A 21,376-nucleotide genomic window follows, 5' to 3' on the forward strand; every position below is an offset into this window, starting at 1 on the left:
CGACGGTGGCGCGGACAAGGAGGCGCTGTGGACCGTTCACCTGACGACGGGCCGGGCCGGCCCGCCGGATTCCCGCTCCCGCTCCCGCACCCCGACGCCGCCGGCCCAGGGGCACCGGCCGCCCGGCCCGGGGCCCTGACGGGCGGCACCCACGCCGGCCTGTGCATCGTGGGCGCCGGACCGCGCGGCCTGTCCGTACTGGAACGGCTGTGCGCCCACGAACGCAAGAACCCGCGCTGGGACCGCGTCACCATCCACGTGGCCGACCCCTCGCCCCCCGGCTCCGGCCGGGTCTGGCGGCCCGCCCAGTCCCGGCAGCTGCTGATGAACACCGTCGCCTCCCAGGTCACGGTCTTCACCGACGCCAGCGTCCAGGCCGAAGGCCCCCTGGAGGAAGGCCCCAGCCTCCACCAGTGGGCCAGAGCCGTCGGCGCCGGCGCCCTGGCCACCGGCCCCGAACTCGCCGCCGACTCCGGAGCGCTGGCCGAGGCGCGCGCCCTGGGACCCGACGACTACCCCACCCGCGCCCTGTACGGCCACTACCTGATGTGGGTCTTCCGTCAGGTCACCGCCGACGCCCCGGCCCACGTCACCGTCCGCGTGCACCCCGCGCGGGCCGTCGCCCTGGGCCAGGACGCCCCCGGCCCCCACGCCGCCCAGAGCGTCCTGCTGGAGGACGGCACCCGGCTGACCGGCCTGTCCGCGGTCGTCCTGGCCCAGGGCCACGTACCGGCCCGGCCCACCGCCACCGAACAGCGGCTCGCCGCCTTCGCCGACCGGCACGGCCTGACCTACCTCGCCCCCGCCAACCCCGCCGACACCGACCTGGAGGGCATCGCCCCCGGCGAGACGGTCCTGCTGCGCGGACTGGGCCTGAACTTCTTCGACTACATGGCCCTGTTCACCCACGGCCGCGGCGGCACCTTCACCCGCACCGGCGGCCGGCTCACCTACCAGCCCTCGGGCCGCGAACCACGCCTGTACGCCGGCTCGCGGCGCGGCGTGCCCTACCACGCACGCGGCGAGAACGAGAAGGGCGCCCACGGCCGCTACTTCCCCCGCCTGCTCACCGCCGAGCACGCCCTCGCCCTGCGCGCCCCCGGCGGCCGGCCCCGCCCCGTCCGCTTCACCGCCGACCTGTGGCCCCTGATCTCCCGGGAGGTCGAGAGCGTCTACTACGAGACCCTCCTGGCCGCCCGCGGCCTGGACGGCGCCCGCGTCGCCGCGTTCGCCGCCCGCTACCTGCACACCCCGCCCGGCGCCGGGCAGGACCGCCTCCTGGACGAGCACGCCGTGCCGGCGCAGGAGCGCTGGGACTGGTCCTGGGTCTCCCGCCCCTACGGGCAGCGCACCTTCGGCGATGCCACCGCCTTCCGCACCTGGCTGCGCGCCCACCTCGACGACGACGTCCGCCAGGCCCGCCTGGGCAACGTCAGCGGCCCCCGCAAGGCCGCCCTGGACGTCCTGCGCGACCTGCGCAACGAGATCCGGCTCGCCGTCGACCACGCCGGCCTCGACGCGTCCTCGCACCGCGACGAACTCGACCGCTGGTACACCCCGCTCAACGCCTACCTCTCCATCGGCCCGCCCGCCTCGCGCATCGAGGAGATGGCCGCCCTCATCGACGCGGGCGTCCTGGAGGTCACCGGGCCCGGCCTGCGCGTGCAGGCCGACCCCGACGCCCCCGGCGGCCCCCGCTTCACGGGCACCGGCGACATCCCCGGGGTGCGCGTGCACGCCACCACGCTGATCGAGTCCCGGCTGCCCGAGATCGACCTGCGGCGCACCGCCGACCCGCTGATGAACCAACTGCTGCACACCGGCCAGTGCCGCACCCACCGCGTGCCCGGCGCGGACGGCGAGGACTACGAGACCGGCGGCCTGGCCGTCACCCCCCGCCCCTACCACCTGATCGACGCCGCCGGCACCGCCCACCCCCGGCGCTTCGCCTACGGCGTGCCCACCGAGTCCGTCCACTGGGTGACCGCGGCCGGCATCCGGCCCGGCGTCGGCTCGGTGACCCTGGAGGACTCCGACGCCATCGCGGCCGCCGTCCTCGCCCTGCCCCGGCCGGCCGCACTGCCCGCCCCGGCGCCGCTCACACCCCCCGCCGCCACCGCCACCCCGCCGGCGAGGAAGGCCTCATGAGCCACGACCGGCCCGGCCCCGCCGACACCGCCTGCCCGGGGGACACCGGCCTGCTCTCCCCGGTGCGGGCCGGCACCCGCGTCGAGGCGGCCGTCGCCGACACCGCCTGGCTCCAGGCGATGCTCGACGCCGAGGCCGCCCTGGCCCGCGCCCAGGCCCGGTGCGGCACCGTCCCTGCGACCGCGGCCCGCACCATCACCGACTGCGCCCGGGCCGCCGACTTCGACGTGCGCGAACTGGCCCTGGCCTCCCGCGAGACCGCCAACCCCGTCGTCGGCCTCGTCAAGGCCCTCACCCGGGCCGTCGCCGCCCGCTCACCGCAGGCCGCCGAGTACGTCCACCGCGGCTCCACGAGCCAGGACGTCCTGGACACCGCCGCCATGCTCGTCGCCTCCCGCGCCCTGCACCTGACCGCCGCCGACCTGCACACCGTCGCCGACGCCCTGGCCCGCCTGGCCGCCCGCCACCGCGACACCGCCATGGCCGGCCGCACCCTGACCCTGCACGCCGTCCCCACCACCTTCGGCCTGAAGGCGGCCGGCTGGCGCGAACTGGTCCTGGACGCCGCCCAGCGCCTCACCCGCACCGCCCACAGCCTGCCCGTCTCCCTGGGCGGCGCGGCCGGCACCCTCGCCGGCTACCTCCAGCACGCCGGCCCCCACACCACCCCCCGCACCCTGATCGAGGACCTGGGCGCCGCCTACGCCGACGAGACCGGCCTGCGCGCGCCCGCCCTGCCCTGGCACGCGCTGCGCACCCCCGTCGCCGACCTGGGCGCGGCCCTCACCCACACCGCCGGCGCACTGGGCAAGATCGCCGCCGACGTGCAGGTGCTGACCCGCACCGAGATCGGCGAGGTCGCCGAACCCGGCCCGGCCGGCCGCGGCGCCTCCTCGGCCATGCCGCACAAACGCAACCCCGTCCTGGCCACCCTCATCCGCTCGGCCGCCCTCCAGGTACCCGCCCTCGCCTCGGTCCTGGCCCACTGCATGCCCGCCGAGGACGAACGCTCCGCCGGCCTGTGGCACGCCGAGTGGCAGCCCCTGCGCGAGGCGCTGCGCCTGAGCGGCGGCGCCGCCGAGACGGCCGTGGCACTGGCCCGGGGACTGGTCGTCCACCCCGACCGGATGCGCGCCAACCTCCAGGCGACCGGCGGGCTGATCGTCTCCGAACGCGTCAGTGCGGCCCTCACCCCCCGCCTGGGCCGGAGCGAGGCGGCACAGCTGCTGACCCAGGCCTCCCGGCAGGCGGCCGAAACCGGCCGCCCGCTGGCCGACGTGCTCGGCGAACACCCCGCGCTCAAGGGCGTGCTCACCCCCGCGGAACTGGCCGGCCTCCTGGACCCGGCCGCCTACACCGGAGCGGCAGCGGCCCTGGTGGACCGCTCCCTGGCCCGCCCCGCCACCCCGTAGAAAAGGCCCCGCAGGCAACGAACAGCGGGGCGGGGCGGACGCCGTGTGCGTCCGCCCCGCCCCGGCCCGCGCCGGTGGTCAGCCGGCGATCGGCCCCGCGGCCTGGCGGGTGGTGGGGATCAGCCGGTGCCACAGGTTGCTCAGACCCGTGGCCAGCAGGATCCCGGCGAGCTGCTGCTCACTGAAGTACTTGGCGGCCTCGGCCCACACCTCGTCCGACACCGCGTCCTCACGGTCGCTCAGCCGCGTCGCCGCCTCGGCGAGCGCCAGCGCCGCACGCTCCTCGGGGGTGAAGAACGGCGTCTCGCGCCAGGCCGCGACGGTGTGGATCCGCTCGTCGCTCTCACCGGCCGCCTTCAGGTCACCGGCGTGCTTGTGCACGTTCCAGCTGGAGCCGTTGATCTGGCTGGCACGCAGGTAGATCAGGTTGATCGTGGCCTCCGGCACCCCGGTGTTCTTCACCGCACCGGCCACGCCCAGCAGGGCCGGGATGACCTCGGGACCAGCGACGATCGCGGGGTTGGGCATACGAGCAGTCATGGGTTCCTCCACCAGTTTCATAAGCGGCCGGTAGCGAACGGCCGCGATGCCTTCACCGCACTGACGACCGGGAAACCGAAGATGTGACCGGCGCCCGGAGAAAACTTCTGGGCCGCCACCGGCCCCGCCAGCATGCCCCGCCCCCGCGGCCCCCCGCCCCGCCCCCCGACCGTTCCTCCAGCGCCCCTCGACCCGGACACCACCGCGCACCGGGCCGGGGACCGCACCGGGCGGTGATCGACCTCCGCCGCTCCGCGCGCCCGCCACCCGATAGAACACACGACCTGATTCCCGGGTTTCTTCACCACGCCCACGGGCACTGAACCCGGTTGCTCCACAAACCGCCGGCGCACCGGCACGCCCGGCCCCTCCCGCCCGGGCGCCGGACACCCCCCACCGCCCGCACCGAGCGGCAGGTCAGGACGCCCTCCGCGAGCCACCGGCCCCCTCAGGGCCTTCCCGGGGGCCCGTCCGCCCCGGGAAGGCAACCGCCGCCACCCCGAAGAACACCGGCCCGGGGCACCTGGCCCCTCGCGGTGGAGTGTGCGACGGTGGAGGGACGCGAGACCGGTCGGCACCCCGTGGGCGCCGACCTTTGGGCTTTCGGGAGTCGCCCCCACTCCGGGCACCCGGATCCCGCCATCGCCGGCCCGCCCCGTCACTGAGGGACGTTCCGCCGTTGGGCTCACCAACCCCCGGAAGGGGGCGCGTCCCGCATGGACATCACCACCACGATCGACGGCACCCGCGCCCGGATCAGCCCGCGCGGAGTGATCGACTACGACACCCTGCCCCCGCTGCGGGCGGCCACCGCCGCACTCCCGGCAGGTGTGACCGATCTGCTGTGGGACATGGGCGGGGCCACGTTCATGGATGTCGCCGGTCTCCACCTCCTCTTCGACCCCGCCCCGCCGGGCGGCCCGCTGCGCACGACGACGGTGTGCGGGCTGGGCCCGCAGCCGCTGCGGCTGCTGTCCCTCGCCGCCGGCCTGGACCCCGCCCTGGACGCCGCCCGCCTGGACCCCGGCACGCCGCAGGAGGCGCACGGCGGCACGCGCCGGCCCTGACCGGGCGCACGGGGCCGCACCCGAAGCGCGCACGGGGCCGCACCCGAAGCGGCCCGCCCCTTCCGGTTCCTGTCCCCGAAAGCTGTTCCCTCAGGGACGGAAGGTGCGGCGGTAGACGTCGGGCGGAACACCGACGGTGCGCTGGAAATGGCGGCGCAACGTGGTCGCGGTGCCCATCCCGGCGGCCTCGGCGACGGTGTCGACGGTGGCGTCGGTCGTCTCCAGCAACTCCTGCGCGCGGCGGACACGCTGGGCGTGGAGCCACTGCAGCGGCGTGGTGCCGGTGAGGTGCCTGAAATGCCGCGCCAGATGACGTGAGCTCAGCCCCGCCCGCCGGGCCAGATCCTCCACGGTGAGGGGCTGGTCGAGGCGTTGCAGAACCCAGGGGAGGAGTTCCCCGAGGGGGTGGCTGCCGCCCGGCTCGGGAACGGGCGTGGCGATGAACTGCGCCTGGCCGCCGTCCCGGTGCGGTGCGGTGACCAGACGACGGGCGATCCTGTTGGCGCCGGCCGAGCCGTGGTCGAGACGCACCAGGTGCAGGCACAGGTCCATGGCGGCGGCCTTGCCCGCCGAGGTGAGCACGTCACCGTTGTCGACGTACAGGACGTCCGGATCCACGGTGGCGGCCGGGTAGCGCCGGGCCAGCTCCCCGGTGTGGGCCCAGTGCGTGGTGGCGCGCCTGCCGTCGAGCAGGCCGGCGGCGCCCAGGACGAAGGCGCCCGTGCACAGCGACGCCACCCGCGCCCCCGCCGCGTGGGCCGCGCGCACCGCGTGGGCCAGTTCCGCCGGGGGTTCGCGGCCGGTGTCGGCCCACCCGGGCACCACCACCGTGTCGGCCCGCGCGAGACCCTCGAGCCCCTGGTCGGGCTCGAGCAGGAAGCGGCCGACACGCACCGGCCCGGGCCCGCACAGGACGAACTCGTACCAGGGGTCCACGACATGGGTCAGGTCGGACCCGAACACCTCCACCGCCACGGACAGTTCGTAGTGGAGCATGCCCTCGGTGACGGCCAGCGCGACGCGATGCATGTCTGAAAGTGTATGCGGCACGTCGTTTCCGACGCTCGTGCGGTGGCCCGCCCACGACACAGGATGTGGGGGTCGGACCGCCGGCGGACCACCGCCGCAGCGGACGAGCGAGATCACGGGAGCAGTCTCATGGAGTCAGGCCGGCTGGTGACGGTGTTCGGCGCGTACGGTCACACCGGACGGTTCGTGGTCGCGGAACTCACCGCGCGCGGATTCGTCCCGGTGCTCTGCGGACGCGACCGGCGGGCGCTGGACGAACTGGCCGACGCGCACGGGCTGCAGGCCCGGGTCGCGTCGGTGGACGACCCGGCCTCGCTGGACCGTGCCCTGGCCGGCACGGCGGCGGTCATCAACTGCGCCGGCCCCTTCGCCTCGACCACCGGCCCGGTGATCGAGGCCTCGCTGCGCGCCGGCATCCCCTACCTGGACGTGGCCGCCGAGATCGAGGCCAACCTCGACACCTACGCGCTTCCGCGAGCGGGCCCGGGACGCCTCGGCGGTGATCGTCCCGGCCATGGCTTTCTTCGGCGGCCTCGGCGACCTGCTGGCCACCGCGGCGATGGGCGAGTGGACCACGGCCGACGAGGCCCACATCGCCTACGCGCTCAGCGACTGGCACCCCACCGCCGGCACCCGGCTCTCGGGCGCCGTCTCCCGCGAACGGCGCGGCGACGTCCGCCTGCGCTACCGCGGCGGACAGTGGGAGCAGCGCACCGACGCCGCGCCCACGGCCCAGTGGGACTTCCCCGATCCGCTGGGACGCCGCCCCGTCATCGCGGAGTTCACCATGGCGGACGTCGTGACCGTCCCCCAGCACCTGGCCATCCCCGACGTGACCACCTACATGAGTGCCGAGGCCGTCCGCGACGTCGCCGCCCCCGACACACCGGCCCCGACCGCCGCCGACGAGAGCGGACGCTCCGCCCAGACCTTCCTCGTCGACGTCGTCGTCCGCTCCGGCGACACCCGGCGCCGGGCCACGGCCACCGGCCAGGACATCTACGCCGTCACCGCGCCCCTCGTCGTCGAAGCCCTCGACCGCGTCCTGACCGGCCGCGTCAAGGCCGTCGGCGTCACCTCCGCCGGCGAGATCTTCGACGCCCCCGACTTCCTGCGCGCCCTCGCCCCCCACGTAACGGTCGACCTGCCCCAGCCCGCACACGCCGCCTGACCCGGCCCGCCCCTCCGTCCGCCGGGCAGGGACGAAGGACGCGTCAGCCGGCCTTTGCCGGCTGTGCGGTACGGCCGAGGAGATCGAGCACCCGGCGGGTGACCAGCGCTGCCGCGTCTTCGTCGTACGACGGCAGGCTGGCGTCGGTGAACAGATGCCGGTCGCCGCGGTAGAGGAACAGCTCGGCATCCGCGGCCGTCCCCACGAGCGCACGGGCCGCGTCCACGTCTCCCTCACCGGAGAAGAACGGGTCTTCGTCCATGCCGTGGACCTGGACGGGGACGCCCCGGGGCCAGGCACCGCCGAATTCCGCGACGGGCAGGCACGCCTCGAGCAGCACCGCGCCCTGGGCGCCCGGGCGGGTCTGGGCCAGCTTCTGCGCCGGCAGGACCCCGAGCGAGAACCCGAGGCAGACGAGTTCCGTGGGCAGCCCCTCGGCGGCGGCGGTCCCCCGCGCGACGAACGTGCCGAACCCGGTCTTCTCGACGTGAGCGACACCCTCCTGGAGGCTGTCGAACACCTGCCCCTCGAACAGGTCCGGGGTGTGGACGGTGTGTCCGGCCTGCCGCAGCCGGTCGGCGAACTCCAGGACGCCGGCGGTCAGCCCGTGTCCGTGGTGGAAGACCAGTACCCCAGCCATGTCGCTCCCCTCGTGCCGCGGCACCCGGGCGGCGCCGCGGCACGAGTATGGCGCGCGCCACCGACAGCCGCGGGCCCGCGCCCGCCGGCCTCCGGCACCGGCCGGGACACACTCACCCCCGCCCCCGGAGCCGGCTCTTGACCTCAAGTCCGCCTGAGGTCGCAGGCTGGTCGGTATGAACACCGACCCCGCGGACATCACAGCCATCGAACAGGTCGTGGCCACCGTCGAGCGCGCTCAGCGTGCCAAGGACGTGGAAGGATTCCTCGCCCTGTTCCACCCCGACGCCCTGTGGACGACCGCCCACGGCAAGGTCCTCATCGGCTTCGACGCGATCGCCGGGTTCACCCGCGCCGTGCTGCCCGCCGCGACCTGGGACGGGGAGGTCACCTACGAGGCGGCGCACATCCGGTTCCTGCGGGCCGACGTGGCGGCCGTCAAGGTCCGCCAGGTCTACCACTCGGCGCAGGGCGACACCGAAGGCAGCCCGCTGTACGTCATGACCAGGCAGGACGACGGGAGGTGGCTGCTGCACGCGGGCCAGAACACCGAAGTACGCACCGGCTGAGACCACCGCCGCCCCGGCGCACCGATGAGTTCGCCGGCCGCCCGAGGTCTACCCGATGACACGCCCGAACCGGTCGGCGAAGCGAGGGAGACCACGATGGACACCCCGATCCGGCTGTACATGTCGATGTCGCTCGACGGCTTCGTCGCCGGCCCCGACGACCGGCCGGGCCAGGAACTCGGACGCGGCGGCGGGCGGCTCTTCAACTGGCTCGACGACCGGGAGTCCGACGGTCCGAGCGGTCAGGTCTACCGCGAGGCCCGGGCGACCGGCGCGGTGGTCTGCGGCCGGCGGACCTTCGAACTCGCCGGGCGCTGGCAGGGCGACCACCACGACGGTGTGCCGGTCCTGGTCCTCACCCACCACGTCGACGAGGGGGACGTGCCACCGGGCCACGCGCGTTTCGTCACCGACGTCCAGGACTGCGCCCGGCAGGCCCGCGCGGCCGCGGGGGACCGGCCGGTCATGCTCCACGGGGCGGGCGCGGCCCAGGCGCTTCTGCGTGCCGGGCAGCTGGACGAGATGGAGATCCACCTGGTCCCGGTCCTCCTGGGCGAAGGCCGACGGCTCTTCGACCACCTGGGCGGCCACCCCACCGAACTCGACCTCGTGCGACGGCTGGAGGCCCGGGATGTCACCCACCTGCGCTACCGCGTCCACCGGCCCGGCGAAACCGCGTGAAACACCCCTGCCGCGTCACCGTGAGAAGCCGCCCGAGCCCATCGACCGGGCCCCGGGCCGCCCCCGTTCCGCCGCCCCGGCCGCGCCTGTGCGGCACGGCCCTTCCCGCCGCGGCCGGGCTACAGGCCGCGCTTCTTGTTCCAGTCGCTCACGTACCAGGCGTAGGCGATGTTGCCCAGGCCCGCAGTGAACAGGAACAGCCAGAAGTGCGCCCAGAAGGACTGGCGCTTTCTGCGGCCGTACCCGCCGGCGAACGCCGCGGCCGACGCCGAAGCGGCCGCCGACACGTTGTTGTTGATGATGATCGGCTGCGGCGCGTAGGGCTGCGGCGGGTGGGGGTACCCCTGCTGCCCGTACTGCGGTTGCGGCGGCTGCCCGTACGCCTGCTGCCCGTACTGCTGCGGCGGTTGACTAGGCGTGTTCACAGACGCCCCCTCTCGTTCACATGTTGACGGCTGAACCATAACCGACCCTCCGGCACGCCATCCCCGCACTGTCAACACGCCGCCTTCACATCCCTCGTGAGGGGGTCGTCCCCGAAGGATCGCCCCGAGCGTCCGGCACGGGGCCGAAGGCGTACAGCGCCATCCCCTCAGCGCAGCTGCTCGGCCAGTCCGACGATGATCCCCTCGGGGCCGCGGAGGTAGCAGAGCGCGTAGCTGTCCTCGAACCGGGCGATGTCGCCGACGAGTTCGGCGCCGTGGGGGCGCAGGCGGGCGAGGGTGTCCTCGATGTCGTCGACGGCGAACATGACCCGGTGCGTGCCCAGGACGTTGTGCGGCGGGTTGCGGGGCCCGGCGCCGGTCGCCGCGGGGCTGCGGTACTTCGCCAGCTCGAGCCGGCTGTGACCGTCCGGGGTCCGGAGCATCGCGATGTCGCAGTGGACGCCGTCGAGTCCGGTGCACCGGTCGGCGAAGAGGCCCTCGACCTCCGCCCGGCCCTCCAGCTCCATGCCCAGTTCCACGAAGAACGCGACGGCGGCCTCCAGGTCCCCGACGACGATGCCGACGTTGTCCATCCGCTGAATCGCCATGCTGCTTGCTCCCTCTTCCTCGTACGGCCCGGTGGCGGCCGCCACCGTCCCCGGGACGGAGCCGGCGGCACGCTCTCGGCATCCGCCGGCCGGCCGCCGGTTCCCGCGGACCCAGGATCGCGCGCCCGCGCCGCCGCGGCAGCCCGCGAGCCGGGCCGCCGCAGCGGGGCGGTCAGGACCAGGGCCGTGTGCTGTGCGCGGGCAGCGGGCGCAGGGCCGGCCACCGGTGCAGCAGGCGTACGGCCAGCGCCGAGCTGAGCTGCCCGAGGGCGTGCAGGCGGTCGTGCCCGCGGGTCAGGTCGGCGACCACGCCGAGCCGGTGGACGAGGCGTTCGCGGGCGGAGACATCACCCCACCGGAAGTCCTCCGCGGGCACGCGTGCGAGGTGGTCGACGGTCTCGCGGTGGGCGCGTTCGACGAGCGCGTCGCCACGGATCAGCCAGCCGGCGCAGGCGTCGGCGAGGTCGCCGGGAACCTCCCGGCCGGTGAGGCCGCGCCAGGTGGCCCGGTAGACGGCCTCGGCCTCCGCGAGCGGCGCGGCGGCGACCGACAGGGCGCACCAGCAGGTCGGGAAGCCGATGCGCAGGTAGGCGAGCTCGACCAGGCCGTTGCCCAGCGACGCCTGCTCGAAGTCGACGAAGCGGACGCCGGCGGCGGTGCGCAGGTCGTTGCCCGGGCAGGGGTCGCCGTGCAGCAGCGCATGGTGGGACGCCGGGTCGAGCCGCTCGATGAGGCCGGCCAGTTCGTCCGGCACCCGGGGCGGGACGGGGACGTCGAGGGCGGCGGCGAGCGCGAGGAAGGACTCCGCGTCGGCGGCGGCCGGCCCGGACCAGGCGGGCAGCGTCCCCGCATCGGCCGGCCCGGTGAGCGCGTGCAGCCGGGCCAGGGCCTCGGCGTAGCCGGGCATCCAGTCATCGGCCGCGCCGAGGTCGTCCAGGTGTTCCAGGAGCATCACGCGGGATGCCGCGTCCGTCGCCAGGAGTGCGGGCGCGACGGCCGGCCGGGTCGCCCGCGCGGCGAGCCGCAGCGCGGCGACCTCCCGCGCGTAGCGCGCGTCCCCGTCGGGCCCGCTCGTGCCCCCCTCGGTAATCTGCTTGACGATCACCCGGCTGCCGCCCTCCAGTCCGACCCGCCACACCCGGGAGCGCGGACTGCTGTCCAGGAGTACGGCCTGCGTGGGCGAGCCGAACACGGCACGCAGTTCGCCGCTGAGCGGCACGGGGATCGGCATGCGGGGCAGCGTAGGGCCTTTGCCAGCGTTGCGCAGGAGTTCCACCCCGTCGCGTCCGGCCGCCGGGCACGCCCTGCGCCGTCCAGGCCCTGCGCCGGGCACGCCCTGTGCCGTCCACGCCTACGCCGCCGGCGGACCCTCCCGCCCGGCTCGCTGCGCGCGGCGGTGCAGGGGCGGCCGGTCGAGTATCTCGACGTACACGATCCGGCCGTCCACGACGTCCAGGATCAGCATGCCCGCCGGGGGGCACAGAGGTACGCACCGGTGGCCCGGCCCGTAGGGCTGCCCCCGCGGAAGGTCCGCCGTGCGGATGCTCTGGCAGAAGCCGTCGCCGCAGCCGCACTCCTCGACCAGCCGCAGGTCCCTCGCGCAGAGCGCCAGCTCGCCCTCCCCCTCGTCCTCCAGAAGGGCGGTCAGCTCGGCGACCAGCTCCGGGAAGACCTCGCGGACCAGGGGGTGCTCCCGTTCCGGCCGGCTGGTCCCGGGCTGTCTCCTCATGCGGCTTCGAGGAGCTGGACGCCGAGCGCACCGAGCTGCCCGACGACCGGGTCGTGGGGATCGGCGTCGGTGATCAGACCGGTGACCTTCTCCCACGGCAGGACGCGGTAGGGCGAGGCGGTTCCGATCTTCTCGCGGGAGGCGAGGATGTAGGTGTCCGCGGCCCGCGCGGCCAGGGCGCGCTTCATCGCCGCCTCGTCGGCGTCCGCGGTGGTCAGCCCCGCCTCGGGGTGCACACCGGTGACGCCGAGCAGGCACAGCTCGGCGGAGACGTTCTGCGCGGCCTCGACCGCGGCGGCACCGCAGGTGACCGCCGAGTGCTTGAAGACGCGCCCGCCGAGCAGGAACAGCTCCGCCCCCGGGTGGTCGATCAGGGCCGTGGCGATCGTCGGGCTGTGGGTGATCACCGTGCAGGTGAGCTCCTTCGGCAGCGCCCGCGCCACCGCGAGGGCGGTGGTGCCGCCGTCGAGGATCAGCGAACTGCCCGGCCGTACCAGCGCGGCGGCCACCGCGGCGACCTTCCGCTTGCCGTCCGGGGCCACCGCCTGGCGGGCGTCGTAGCCCACCACCGCCGGGGACGCGGGCAGGGCGCCGCCGTACACCCTCTGGCACAGCCCCTCCGCGGCGAGGTCGCGCAGGTCGCGCCGCACACTGTCCTCGGAAATGCCCAGGTCGGCGGCGACGTCCTTGGCCACGATCTTGCCCGTCCGGGCGAGCAGCCCGAGCAGGTGATCGCGTCGCTCAGCAGCCAGCATTCACGTTCCTTCCAGATGTTGCACGGTTCTGCATGTATCTTAGCGGTCATGGACGACAAACCCCTGCTCATCCTGACCGCCGGCCCCTGCCGTTCCGGCACCGACGGCGACCCGCAGGCCATGGCCGCCGACCCCGCCCGCCTGGAAGCCGCCGCCCGGCCCGTCGTCGCGGCCGGCCACCTCCCCGTGATCGGCGAGCGGCTCGCCCTGCCCGTCCTGCGTTCCGCCGGCGCCGGCCCCACCGACCCCCTCGCCGACCAGGTCCTCCACCCGGCCGCCGACCGGCTGCTCACCCACTGCGACGCCGTGCTGCGCCTGCCGGGCGCATCCGCCGGCGCCGGCCAGGACGTCGCCACCGCACGCAGGCGCGGCCTGCCCGTCCACCACGACGTCGCCGGCCTTCCCCGCCGCACCCCGCAGGAGAGCGCGTGAACAGCCTCCCGGGCACCGACACCCCCGACCACCGCGGGCGCACCGGCCTGCACCTCGCCGGACGCGGCCTCGACCGCAACCCCGGCGTCCGGATCCGCGACGTCGAACTCACCTCCCAGGGCTGGCACGTCCTGCGCCGCACCACCTTCGACTACCGGCGCCGCGACGGACGCTGGGAGACCCAGCAGCGCGAGACCTACGACCGCGGCAACGGCGCCGTCGTCCTGCCCTACGACACCGAACGCGGCCACGTCCTGCTCACCCGCCAGTTCCGCTACCCCGCCTACGTCAACGGCCACCATGACGGCATGCTCGTCGAGGCGGCGGCCGGACTGCTCGACGAGGACGACCCGGCCACCGCGATCCGCCGCGAGAGCGCCGAGGAACTCGGCGTCCGACTCGGCCCGCTCACCCACGTCCTCGACGCCTACATGAGCCCGGGCTCCGTCACCGAACGCCTCCACTTCTTCGCCGCCCCCTACACCCCGGCCGACCGGATCGCCGCGGGCGGGGGAGTGGCGGAGGAGGGCGAGGACATCGAGGTCCTCGAACTCCCCTTCACCGAGGCCCTCGCCATGACCGCCGACGGACGCATCACCGACGGAAAGACCCTCCTGCTCCTGCAATGGGCAGCCCTGCACGGGCCCTTCGCCCCCCGGCCCGCGCCCGGCGGCCGGCCCCCGCACGGCGGCTGAACCCGCCCGCCCGCACCGGCACGGCGGACGACGCACCGCGCCAACTCCGCACCGGCCAGCGTGTGTTCCGCCCGCCCCGGGGCATTCGGGACGGCAGAAAGCCGCGGGGCCGCAGTGGCCGCAAGCCGTTGAGGAGATGGGGAGTTCACATGCCGAGCAGGGGGATGAAGGCCAGCGCGATCGGCGTGGCCGCCGTCATGGCGAGTGCCGTACTGACGGGCTGCGGCGGTGACGAGGAGCCGAAGTCGCAGAAGGCCGGTACGGCATCGAGCGGAAGCGCGAGCGCGAGCGCGAGCGGCGACGCGGGGGCGCAGGAGCAGGGCACCACGCAGGTGCGGGCCGCCTACGACAGGACGGCCGAGGCGGAGACGGCCAAAATGACGATCAACATGAAGCTCTCCGCGCCCGAGGAGTCGATCACGACCGACGGCAAGGGCGCGCTCGACTTCGAAGAGGGCGACAGCGTCATGACCGTGACCGCCCAGGGCAAGAGCATCGAGCAGCGCGTGGTCGACCAGGTCCTCTACCAGAAGGTGCCGGGGCAGAAGGCCCAGGGCGGCAAGACCTGGATGAAGATCGACCTGAAGAAGGCCGCGCAGGCACTGGGCGTGAACGCCGGGCAGATCGGTGACCCGGCCCAGTCGGCCCGCTACGCCAAGGCCATCACCGACCAGGACGTCACCAAGGTCGGCCAGGAGAAGATCGACGGCGCCGACACCACCCACTACAAGGTGTCGGTGGACGTCGCCGAGCTGCCGGGCGGCGACCAGCTGCGCCAACAGGTCGGCCCGACGCTGCCGATGCAGGTCTGGCTCGACGGCGACGGACGGCTGCGACGCCAGCAGCTCGACATGAGCATCAAGGGCGCGCCCTCCGCCGGCGCCAAGGCGCAGAACAGCGCCGCACCGCAGCAGATCAAGATGACCATGGTGATGAACTACTCCGACTTCGGCACCGAGGTCGAGGCCCAGGCACCCCCGGCCGGCCAGGTGGCCGACATGACGGCCGAGGTGATGAAGCAGGGCCGGCAGCAGAGCTGACCCGGAATCCGGCCCCCGGCCTGCAACCGACGGCCTGCGGGTGACGCCCCCGCAGGCCTCAGGCCGCCTTCCCCCAGACGGTCATGCCCAGTTGCAGGAAGGCCTCCTCGCGCAGGGCCGTCTGCTTGACCTGGATCGTGAGCGCCGCGATGTCGCCCGAGTCGTTCCCGACGCAGATCCGGGTGCCCTCGTCGGCCGCCGCGAGGGACCAGGTGCGGTACTCGGGGCCGGTGGCACCGCTCAGGAGGTGGCGGCAGGTCTCGGCGGAGGCGGCCTTGCCGTTGAACAGCTGCACGAACCGGCTGGTGTCGCTTCGCAGCGCGCAGTCGACGTCGTCCTCGCAGTCCAGGCGGATGTCGCCCGTCCGGTCATCGGGGAGCCTCGGTTCGTTCAGGCTCAGGGAGTTCGTCCGGCGCAGCCACATGGGGGACACCCCGGGGGGACCCGAGGCGTCCGGGGCTGGCTGCGACGCCCGAGGGGAGCCGCCGGCCGCCTGCGGGGTACGCGACGGCGACGCCGCGGACCGCGTCGGCGCGGGAGCCGACGCGGGGGAGCTCGCGGCCCGCTCGCCGAGGCCGAACCCGTCGCTGGTGAACCACGTCAGCCCCGCCAGCAGAGCGCCCGCCACCACGGCCGCGCCCGTGATCAGCGCGGTGCGCCGCCCCAGTGGCGCCCGCCGCCGGGCCGGCCCGAGCGCGAGCGTGGAGGCCGCCGTCGGAGGATCCACCGGCGTACGCACCGGCTCCGGGACACTCGCCTGGGGGCCGGTGACCTCACGCCAGACGGCCGGCCCGGCGCCCGCGTCGGCGTCCGCTCCCAGCTGCTCCCGGCACCACCGGACGACCTCCGCCGGTGTGGCCCGCTCCCGCGGGTCGGGCGCCAGGCACCGGGCGAACAGCGGACGCAACGCCTCCGGCAGCCGGGACAGGTCGGGTTCCTCGTGCACGATCCGGTACAGCACCACCGGCGCCGTGCCCTCCCCGTACAACGGTTCGCCCAGCGCCGCGAAGGCCGCCGTCTGGGCCAGGGCGAAGACGTCGGTCGCCGGGGATATCTCACCGGCGGTCGCCTGCTCGGGCGCCATGAAGTGGGGCGTGCCGACCGTGGAGCCGGTGGCGGTGTGCGAGGAGAGGTCGGCGGCGACCGAGATACCGAAGTCGATCACCCGCGGTCCGTCGGCGGCCAGCAGCACGTTGGACGGCTTGAGGTCCCGGTGCACCACCCCCACCTCGTGAATCGCGGACAGCGCCTCGGCCACGCCGGCCATCAGCCACAGCACCGCGGGCACCGGCAGCGGGCCACGCCGGGCGACGGCCGCCGTCAGGGACGGCCCGGGCACGTACAGCGTGGCGAGCCAGGGGGGCAGGCCGTCGGCGTCGGCGTCGACGAGTTCCGCGGTGTAGGCGCCCCTGACCCGGCGGGCGGCCTCCACCTCCCGGCGAAAACGCCGCCGGAAGGCCGGGTCGTCGGCGAGTTCCGGGCGCACCACCTTGACCGCCACCGGCCGGCCGCCCTGGGTGTGCGACAGGTACACCCGGCCCATGCCCCCCGCGCCGAGCCGGGCCGCGAGCCGGTAGCCGGCCACGACGGGAGGGTCGCCCGCCTGGAGAGGCTGGAACACCTCGGTGGTGCCGTTCATCTAACTGTCGTCCCCCTGATCCCCGCCCGGCCGCAGGTCCGGCCCCGGACAGCAGCCTAAAGGGGGAGGAGCGGACCGCCGGACCGCCCGCCGTCGCCCGCGGCCGGGCGCCGGGGTCCCGGCTTGTGAGGTCATGCGGCGGGAGAGCCCGCCACCGCCCTCCCGCAGGGGGCCGGGTAGGAACTCTCCGCCGTGGCGTACGGCAGGCACACGCCGTGCTCGGGCGCGTACCGCAGGAGGTGGGAGCGGACCCGGTCGGTGTAGGGACGGATGCGGTCCGGGATGCCGTTCTCCTTCTGCACCACCCAGGTCGCGGTGCGGTAGGCCGCGGCGAGGTTGAGGGCGGGGTCCCCGGCGACGCCCTCCAGCTGCGGTGCCAGCGTGCACAGCATCCGGCCGAGGGCCGCGATGGACGTCTCCGCGTCGAGCGGGGGCCGGGGGACGCGGTCCTGCCGGCCTTCCGGGAGGTAGTACCGCAGCACGCGGGGGGTCCAGCGGGCGATGCCGTACTCGTCCGCGGCGGGATCGCTCAGCTGCGGATCGAAGTCGCTCTCGGTCTTCAGCATCGCCGCGACGAGGGCGGGCGAGACCTGCGGCGCCGCGCAGGCGGTGCCCGCCGCCACGATCGCGCGCCGGTAGCGGGCGGGGATGGCGGCATCGCGGGCGAACCACGAGTCGAGCGCCCGGGTTTCGGCGTCGCCCCGGGGCGCGGACGCGGCCCCCGTGGTCACGAGCAGCAGCGCGGCTCCCGTGATGCCGACGGCGCGGCGCAGGAGGTGCCGCCGGCCCGCGAACACCACCGCGGGCGCGTCCCGCGCGGGACCCGCCTCGGACGGGCCCTGCGCCAAGCTGCGGGGAGGCGGGAGCTGCGCCGGTGCGCCGGACACCGACGCGGCCGCGGACGGCCCCGTGGCTTCCGCGGTTTCAGCGACCTCCGACAGCTCCGCGAGTCGGGCGGCTTCCGCGACCTCCGACAGCTCCGACAGCTCCGAGCGTTGGGCGAGTTCCGCGGACAGGGCCCGGCGGCGCGTCTCCCACGTCGCCACGTCACCGCCGCACGCCGCCACATAGGCGGCGAGGACCGCGGCGCTCGGCAGCCGCTTGCCGCCCGCCGCCGCGGCCAGCGTCGAGGCGGCGAAATGGGTCCGTGCGGCAAGACGCTGGTACGACGGCGAACCGGCGGCGCGCCGCAGCCCGCGCAGGTCCCGAGCGAAGAGCGCGAGCGGCCCGCCTCTCGGGTCGAGAGGCTGTTCGTGCCTGCCCATGACGAAGTCCCCCGACTGTGCCCGGCCCCGGACGGCCGACTTTTGTCCGCCAATTGTCCACGGATTGTCCAGCGGGACAAAGCTCTGGCCCGGCGGCGCTTTGCTGGGCCCGTCCGGGCCGCCACGACGCACGCCCGGGCACGCCGACACACGATGAGAAACCGGGGAAACGAGATGAGACCAAGTGAGCGCGGTGACCGTGGCCGAAGACCCCTGGACCGCGGGCGCCCGTTGAGACTGCTGCTCGCCGCGGTCATGGCGGCGGCCTGTCTGGGCCTGCCGGCCACGACGGCGACCGCCGCCACGGCGACACCGGCGGCTGCCCCCGCGGCCGGCACCGCGGCCCCCGAGACCAGGGCCGCCACCACCCCCGCCGCCGGCCGGACCACCACCCCCGCCACCACCCCCGCCGCCGGCCGGGCCGCCGACGCCTGCGCCCCGCTGAAGGCGGGGGCGAGCGCCACCGCCGAGGACGCGGTGGAGGTCGCCTGCCGCTACGTGGGCTGGAGTTACGCCTGGGGCGGCGGCCACGCCCAGGGCCTGCCCGGCCCCAGCCAGGGCATGATCGATCCGACCGACCCACGCTCGTACGGGGACCCCAAGCTCTGGAGCTTCGACTGCATCGGACTGGTGCGCTGGGCCTGGTACAAGGCGACCCGGCAGGACATCGTCAGCGAGCGCACCACGCAGTCCACCTGGCAGAACCCGGGCTACGCGCACACGAAGTTCACCAAGGAACAGGGCGAGGCCCCGCTGCTGCCCGGCGACATCCTCTACTTCGGTACGAGCATCACGCACGTCGCGCTCTACCTCGGCGACGGCAAGGTCGTCGAGGCCCCCAACTCCGGTGACGTCGTCCGGGTCGCCGACGCCCGCTGGGACCGCTACCAGGGCGCGTTCCGGCCGCACACCAACGGCGTGTTCCCGGTCTGGGAGTACGACGGGCTCGGCCAGCACGTGAAGACGTGGGGCCAGCCCAACCTGCGCGAGAACTCCCACACCGGCAGCCCGGTCAAGTGGCAGAACGGCAACGGCATCTCCGTCGCCGTCCGGGCGCTGTGCCAGCGGGTCGGCGAGCGGGTCACCGTCGACGGCATGGTCAACAACGTCTGGACCTACCTGCCGGACTACCGCAGCTGGGTGAGCAACCTGTTCCTGCAAGGCCCCGCGATCACGCCGGGCGTACCGTCCTGCGGGCAGTACGCGGCCATCGGGGGCACGCTGGACGGCGCCGACTCGAACACGTCCTGCGGCGACGGCACCGAGCCGAACTCCACGGGCGCCTGGACTGCCAAGTCGGCCACCGTGTGGGGCCGCACCGTCGAGCTGCGCTACAACGGCACGACCGCGTGCGCCTGGGGCCGCATCATCGGCGGCACGGTCGGCGACGAGATCTGGGTCGACCGCAGCAGCGACGGCGGCGAGACGTGGGAGCCGATGCTCGGCTACACCACCGTCACCTCCGGCGGCGACGCGTACACCACCCAGTGGAACGACAACGGCCTGGTGATGCGCGCCTGCGGCACCAACGGCAAGGGCGGAACGATCGCCTGCACCGGCTGGTACTGACCCGCCCGCCCCGCGCGCACTGCCTGCTCCACCACCCCGTTCGCGGTCCCGGCGACCGCGCCCCAGACAGGACAGAGGAACCCATGACCTCCCTTTCCACGAAGCCAACGAAGCCAACGAAGCAGACGACGCAGACGACGACGGCGGCGGCGGCGAAGGCGACGAGCAGGACGAGCCTCGCCGGGCGCATCGCCTCCGGCCTGCGCACGCGTGCCGCCACCGTCATCGGCGCGACCGTCCTCGCCGCCACCGGCACCCTCACGGGCGCGGCGGGCACCGCGCACGCCGACGGACACGGCGTCGGCTGGTACGGCGTGTGGGCGTCGGGCGTCAACCTCCGCACCGGCGGCGAGGCATGCCAGCTCCGGCCGGGCACGGTCAACTGCTTCCGCATCGTCAACCAGGTCAGCGCCCCCGAGGCGGTCTACGTGTACTGCCAGACGTACGGCATCGAGTCCGTGGGCGGCAACCCGTACTGGCTGTGGGTCATGCCGACCCACGGCGAGCGCGGCTACATGTCGAGCTACTACATCGACAACGCCTCCAACTGGATCGACGGCGTACCCGAGTGCTGAGCCCCGCCGGCTGAACCCACCCGGTGCGGTGCCCCGGCGCACGGGACACCGCACCGGCCCCCGCTCCAAGGACGGCCCGGCACGGCGGAAGGCCCCCCGCCCCGACGGCATCCAGGACACGGCCGGCGCCACACGCGGCCGGCAGATCACGGCCGCGTACCGCAGCGTCATGCTCCAGGACGTGCAGGCCTACCTGGAGTCGGTCGGCGTCCCCGAGGCAGGCGGCGCAATGGTGAACCCCTGGACTACGATTCCCGGTCCGACCTCCGGGCCGTCTGGGACAAGCTCCACGACGACGAGGAGTACAACGTCCGCACGGTCGCGTACGCCTTGCTCCGGAACTCGGAACTGCTCGGCATCGACCGGCCGGACCTGAGCGGCAACGTCCACGTCACGGAGGCCGTCCTCGGCCGGTACAACGGCACCGGCCCGGACGCCGAGCAGTACGGACGAGAGCTGATGGGCCTCTACCACGTCCTGGAGCAGTACAACGCGCTGTCGCGCGCCTAGCGACGCGGCGAACGAAGGAGGGCTGCACCGATGACCAGGCGGTGGCAGGCGGCTCTGGGGGCGAACGTCCTCCTGGGCGTCCCCGGGGTCATACCGATCTGGATACTGTGGTTCCTCGCGGCGAGCTGGACGAGCGGTCCCGAGGCGACGGACAACGACCCCATGGTCCTCTGGCTGCCGATCGCGGCCGTCGTCGTCGTCCCGTACGTCCTGCTGTGGCTGTCCGTGAACCGCGCCCTGGCCCGACGGAGTTCGCTCACCTCACGGACCTACTGGTGGCTCAGCGCCCTGGCCACGTTCGTGCCGACCACGGCGCTGATCATCTACTCACCCTAGAAAGGGAACCCCCTCTTCCCGCTCCAGGTGCTGACGGTCCGCGACATCCTCGCCGACTGCGAGGGCGTGGTGCGCGGGGACGGTGACGACGACCCGGCGGACGAATCGCTGTTCTACATCGACCGCGGCCCCGACGACGCGTCGGTCCGCGCCCTCCCCGATCGGCCGCGGCGGGCCGAGGCCACGCCCGGCGAGGGCGCCGGCGTGACGGTGGACGTGCCGGCCCCATCCCGTCGCGACCGCGCGAAGAAGCTGGTCAAGGAGCAGCGAGCGAGCTGACCCCCACGGCACACGCGCCCGGGGGGGGCGACCGTTCGGTCCGCCCCCCGCCAACGGCCGTGCTCCGTCACACCCATGGGCGGGGACCCTGAGCCGAAGGCGCCTCCCTTCCGGCGCCTCGTCGACGACCGCGTGCACCGTCTGCGTACAAGGGCGGCGCACCGCAGCCGTCCGGAAGGAGGCTCTCCCCAAGAGCCGGCCCGGTCCCGGCCCGTCCCCGTCAGGCGGGTCCGGGCACCGGCCGACCGGTGCCCGGACCTCAC

23 protein-coding genes and 1 pseudogene are annotated in these 21,376 nt (G+C 74.6%); 14 read left to right on the forward strand and 10 right to left on the reverse strand.

Annotation, left to right across the window (positions count from 1 at the left end):
• The first annotated feature begins 135 nt into the window (after positions 1-135).
• Positions 136-2,148 (forward strand): FAD/NAD(P)-binding protein, encoded by a 2,013-nt coding sequence (locus ACGF5T_RS34070; RefSeq protein ID WP_366768705.1) that lies wholly within the window; start codon positions 136-138, stop codon positions 2,146-2,148.
• Positions 2,145-3,560 (forward strand): 3-carboxy-cis,cis-muconate cycloisomerase, encoded by a 1,416-nt coding sequence (pcaB, locus tag ACGF5T_RS34075; protein ID WP_366768701.1) that lies wholly within the window; start codon positions 2,145-2,147, stop codon positions 3,558-3,560. The genes ACGF5T_RS34070 and pcaB overlap by 4 nt, the downstream gene beginning before the upstream one ends.
• A gap of 78 nt (positions 3,561-3,638) precedes the next feature.
• Here pcaB and ACGF5T_RS34080 read toward each other — a convergent pair whose 3' ends face one another.
• Positions 3,639-4,100 carry a carboxymuconolactone decarboxylase family protein gene (locus ACGF5T_RS34080; protein WP_356610992.1) on the reverse strand — a complete coding sequence of 154 codons (462 nt, stop codon included), beginning with the start codon at positions 4,098-4,100 and terminating at the stop codon, positions 3,639-3,641.
• Between the two features lie 716 nt (positions 4,101-4,816).
• On the opposite strand from ACGF5T_RS34080, the gene ACGF5T_RS34085 reads away from it, so the two are divergent.
• Positions 4,817-5,167 (forward strand): STAS domain-containing protein, encoded by a 351-nt coding sequence (locus ACGF5T_RS34085; RefSeq protein ID WP_366768700.1) that lies wholly within the window; start codon positions 4,817-4,819, stop codon positions 5,165-5,167.
• Between the two features lie 90 nt (positions 5,168-5,257).
• Here ACGF5T_RS34085 and ACGF5T_RS34090 read toward each other — a convergent pair whose 3' ends face one another.
• Entirely contained in the window at positions 5,258-6,196 is a 939-nt protein-coding gene (locus ACGF5T_RS34090; RefSeq protein ID WP_356610996.1) for a helix-turn-helix domain-containing protein, read from the reverse strand.
• 129 nt (positions 6,197-6,325) lie between these two features.
• Here ACGF5T_RS34090 and ACGF5T_RS34095 point away from each other — a divergent pair.
• Positions 6,326-7,367 (forward strand): annotated as a pseudogene (locus ACGF5T_RS34095) (saccharopine dehydrogenase family protein).
• 43 nt (positions 7,368-7,410) lie between these two features.
• Here the strand turns inward: ACGF5T_RS34095 and ACGF5T_RS34100 are convergent.
• Complete coding sequence (locus ACGF5T_RS34100; protein ID WP_366768699.1) at positions 7,411-8,007, reverse strand: dienelactone hydrolase family protein; 597 nt, start codon at positions 8,005-8,007, stop codon at positions 7,411-7,413.
• 175 nt (positions 8,008-8,182) lie between these two features.
• Between ACGF5T_RS34100 and ACGF5T_RS34105 the strand changes: the two genes are divergently transcribed.
• Together ACGF5T_RS34105 and ACGF5T_RS34110 are read left to right on the forward strand one after the other, a co-directional pair.
• On the forward strand, positions 8,183-8,575 hold the full coding sequence (locus ACGF5T_RS34105; RefSeq protein ID WP_356611002.1) for an SgcJ/EcaC family oxidoreductase: 393 nt from the start codon (positions 8,183-8,185) through the stop codon (positions 8,573-8,575).
• A 96-nt stretch (positions 8,576-8,671) separates the two neighbouring features.
• Positions 8,672-9,256 carry a dihydrofolate reductase family protein gene (locus ACGF5T_RS34110; protein ID WP_366768698.1) on the forward strand — a complete coding sequence of 195 codons (585 nt, stop codon included), beginning with the start codon at positions 8,672-8,674 and terminating at the stop codon, positions 9,254-9,256.
• Positions 9,257-9,375: 119 nt separating this feature from the next.
• Here the strand turns inward: ACGF5T_RS34110 and ACGF5T_RS34115 are convergent, their stop codons facing one another.
• The 5 genes from ACGF5T_RS34115 to ACGF5T_RS34135 form a co-directional block, all read right to left on the reverse strand.
• Complete coding sequence (locus ACGF5T_RS34115) at positions 9,376-9,681, reverse strand: hypothetical protein (RefSeq protein ID WP_366768697.1); 306 nt, start codon at positions 9,679-9,681, stop codon at positions 9,376-9,378.
• Between the two features lie 167 nt (positions 9,682-9,848).
• The gene (locus ACGF5T_RS34120; RefSeq protein ID WP_356611006.1) at positions 9,849-10,289 is read right to left on the reverse strand and encodes a VOC family protein; all 441 of its coding nucleotides are present in this window, start codon (positions 10,287-10,289) and stop codon (positions 9,849-9,851) included.
• A gap of 172 nt (positions 10,290-10,461) precedes the next feature.
• A complete protein-coding gene (locus tag ACGF5T_RS34125; RefSeq protein WP_366768696.1) occupies positions 10,462-11,520 on the reverse strand; it encodes an aminoglycoside phosphotransferase family protein in 1,059 nt (352 codons plus the stop codon).
• A 120-nt stretch (positions 11,521-11,640) separates the two neighbouring features.
• Positions 11,641-12,018 carry a hypothetical protein gene (locus ACGF5T_RS34130; protein WP_366768695.1) on the reverse strand — a complete coding sequence of 126 codons (378 nt, stop codon included), beginning with the start codon at positions 12,016-12,018 and terminating at the stop codon, positions 11,641-11,643.
• Positions 12,015-12,773 carry a DeoR/GlpR family DNA-binding transcription regulator gene (locus tag ACGF5T_RS34135; protein WP_366768694.1) on the reverse strand — a complete coding sequence of 253 codons (759 nt, stop codon included), beginning with the start codon at positions 12,771-12,773 and terminating at the stop codon, positions 12,015-12,017. Before ACGF5T_RS34135 ends, ACGF5T_RS34130 begins: the two co-directional genes overlap by 4 nt.
• 48 nt (positions 12,774-12,821) lie before the next feature.
• Between ACGF5T_RS34135 and ACGF5T_RS34140 the strand changes: the two genes are divergently transcribed.
• The 3 genes from ACGF5T_RS34140 (at position 12,822) to ACGF5T_RS34150 (ending at position 14,940) form a co-directional block, all read left to right on the forward strand.
• Complete coding sequence (locus tag ACGF5T_RS34140; RefSeq protein ID WP_366768693.1) at positions 12,822-13,205, forward strand: DUF4406 domain-containing protein; 384 nt, start codon at positions 12,822-12,824, stop codon at positions 13,203-13,205.
• Complete coding sequence (locus tag ACGF5T_RS34145; protein WP_361018781.1) at positions 13,202-13,900, forward strand: NUDIX domain-containing protein; 699 nt, start codon at positions 13,202-13,204, stop codon at positions 13,898-13,900. Before ACGF5T_RS34140 ends, ACGF5T_RS34145 begins: the two co-directional genes overlap by 4 nt.
• 149 nt (positions 13,901-14,049) lie before the next feature.
• A complete protein-coding gene (locus ACGF5T_RS34150) occupies positions 14,050-14,940 on the forward strand; it encodes a hypothetical protein (protein ID WP_366768692.1) in 891 nt (296 codons plus the stop codon).
• A 58-nt stretch (positions 14,941-14,998) separates the two neighbouring features.
• On the opposite strand, the gene ACGF5T_RS34155 is transcribed toward ACGF5T_RS34150, so the two are convergent.
• Positions 14,999-16,579 (reverse strand): serine/threonine-protein kinase, encoded by a 1,581-nt coding sequence (locus ACGF5T_RS34155; RefSeq protein WP_366768691.1) that lies wholly within the window; start codon positions 16,577-16,579, stop codon positions 14,999-15,001.
• 131 nt (positions 16,580-16,710) lie between these two features.
• Positions 16,711-17,844: a hypothetical protein gene (locus ACGF5T_RS34160; RefSeq protein WP_366768690.1), complete on the reverse strand. Its 1,134-nt coding sequence runs from the start codon at positions 17,842-17,844 to the stop codon at positions 16,711-16,713.
• Positions 17,845-18,075: 231 nt separating this feature from the next.
• On the opposite strand from ACGF5T_RS34160, the gene ACGF5T_RS34165 reads away from it, so the two are divergent.
• From ACGF5T_RS34165 to ACGF5T_RS34185, 5 genes are all read left to right on the forward strand, one after another.
• Positions 18,076-19,413, forward strand: a complete 1,338-nt coding sequence (locus ACGF5T_RS34165; RefSeq protein ID WP_356611019.1) for an NlpC/P60 family protein — start codon at positions 18,076-18,078, stop codon at positions 19,411-19,413.
• A gap of 83 nt (positions 19,414-19,496) precedes the next feature.
• The gene (locus ACGF5T_RS34170; protein ID WP_366768689.1) at positions 19,497-19,988 is read left to right on the forward strand and encodes a hypothetical protein; all 492 of its coding nucleotides are present in this window, start codon (positions 19,497-19,499) and stop codon (positions 19,986-19,988) included.
• 330 nt (positions 19,989-20,318) lie between these two features.
• A complete protein-coding gene (locus ACGF5T_RS34175) occupies positions 20,319-20,498 on the forward strand; it encodes a hypothetical protein (protein WP_356611023.1) in 180 nt (59 codons plus the stop codon).
• 30 nt (positions 20,499-20,528) lie between these two features.
• Positions 20,529-20,834: a hypothetical protein gene (locus ACGF5T_RS34180; RefSeq protein WP_356611025.1), complete on the forward strand. Its 306-nt coding sequence runs from the start codon at positions 20,529-20,531 to the stop codon at positions 20,832-20,834.
• A 27-nt stretch (positions 20,835-20,861) separates the two neighbouring features.
• Positions 20,862-21,113 carry a hypothetical protein gene (locus ACGF5T_RS34185; protein ID WP_366768688.1) on the forward strand — a complete coding sequence of 84 codons (252 nt, stop codon included), beginning with the start codon at positions 20,862-20,864 and terminating at the stop codon, positions 21,111-21,113.
• The last annotated feature ends 263 nt before the right edge of the window (positions 21,114-21,376 follow it).

The organism is Streptomyces sp. NPDC047853, from assembly GCF_043204535.1.
In the GTDB taxonomy this organism is placed as follows: Bacteria; Actinomycetota; Actinomycetes; order Streptomycetales; family Streptomycetaceae; genus Streptomyces.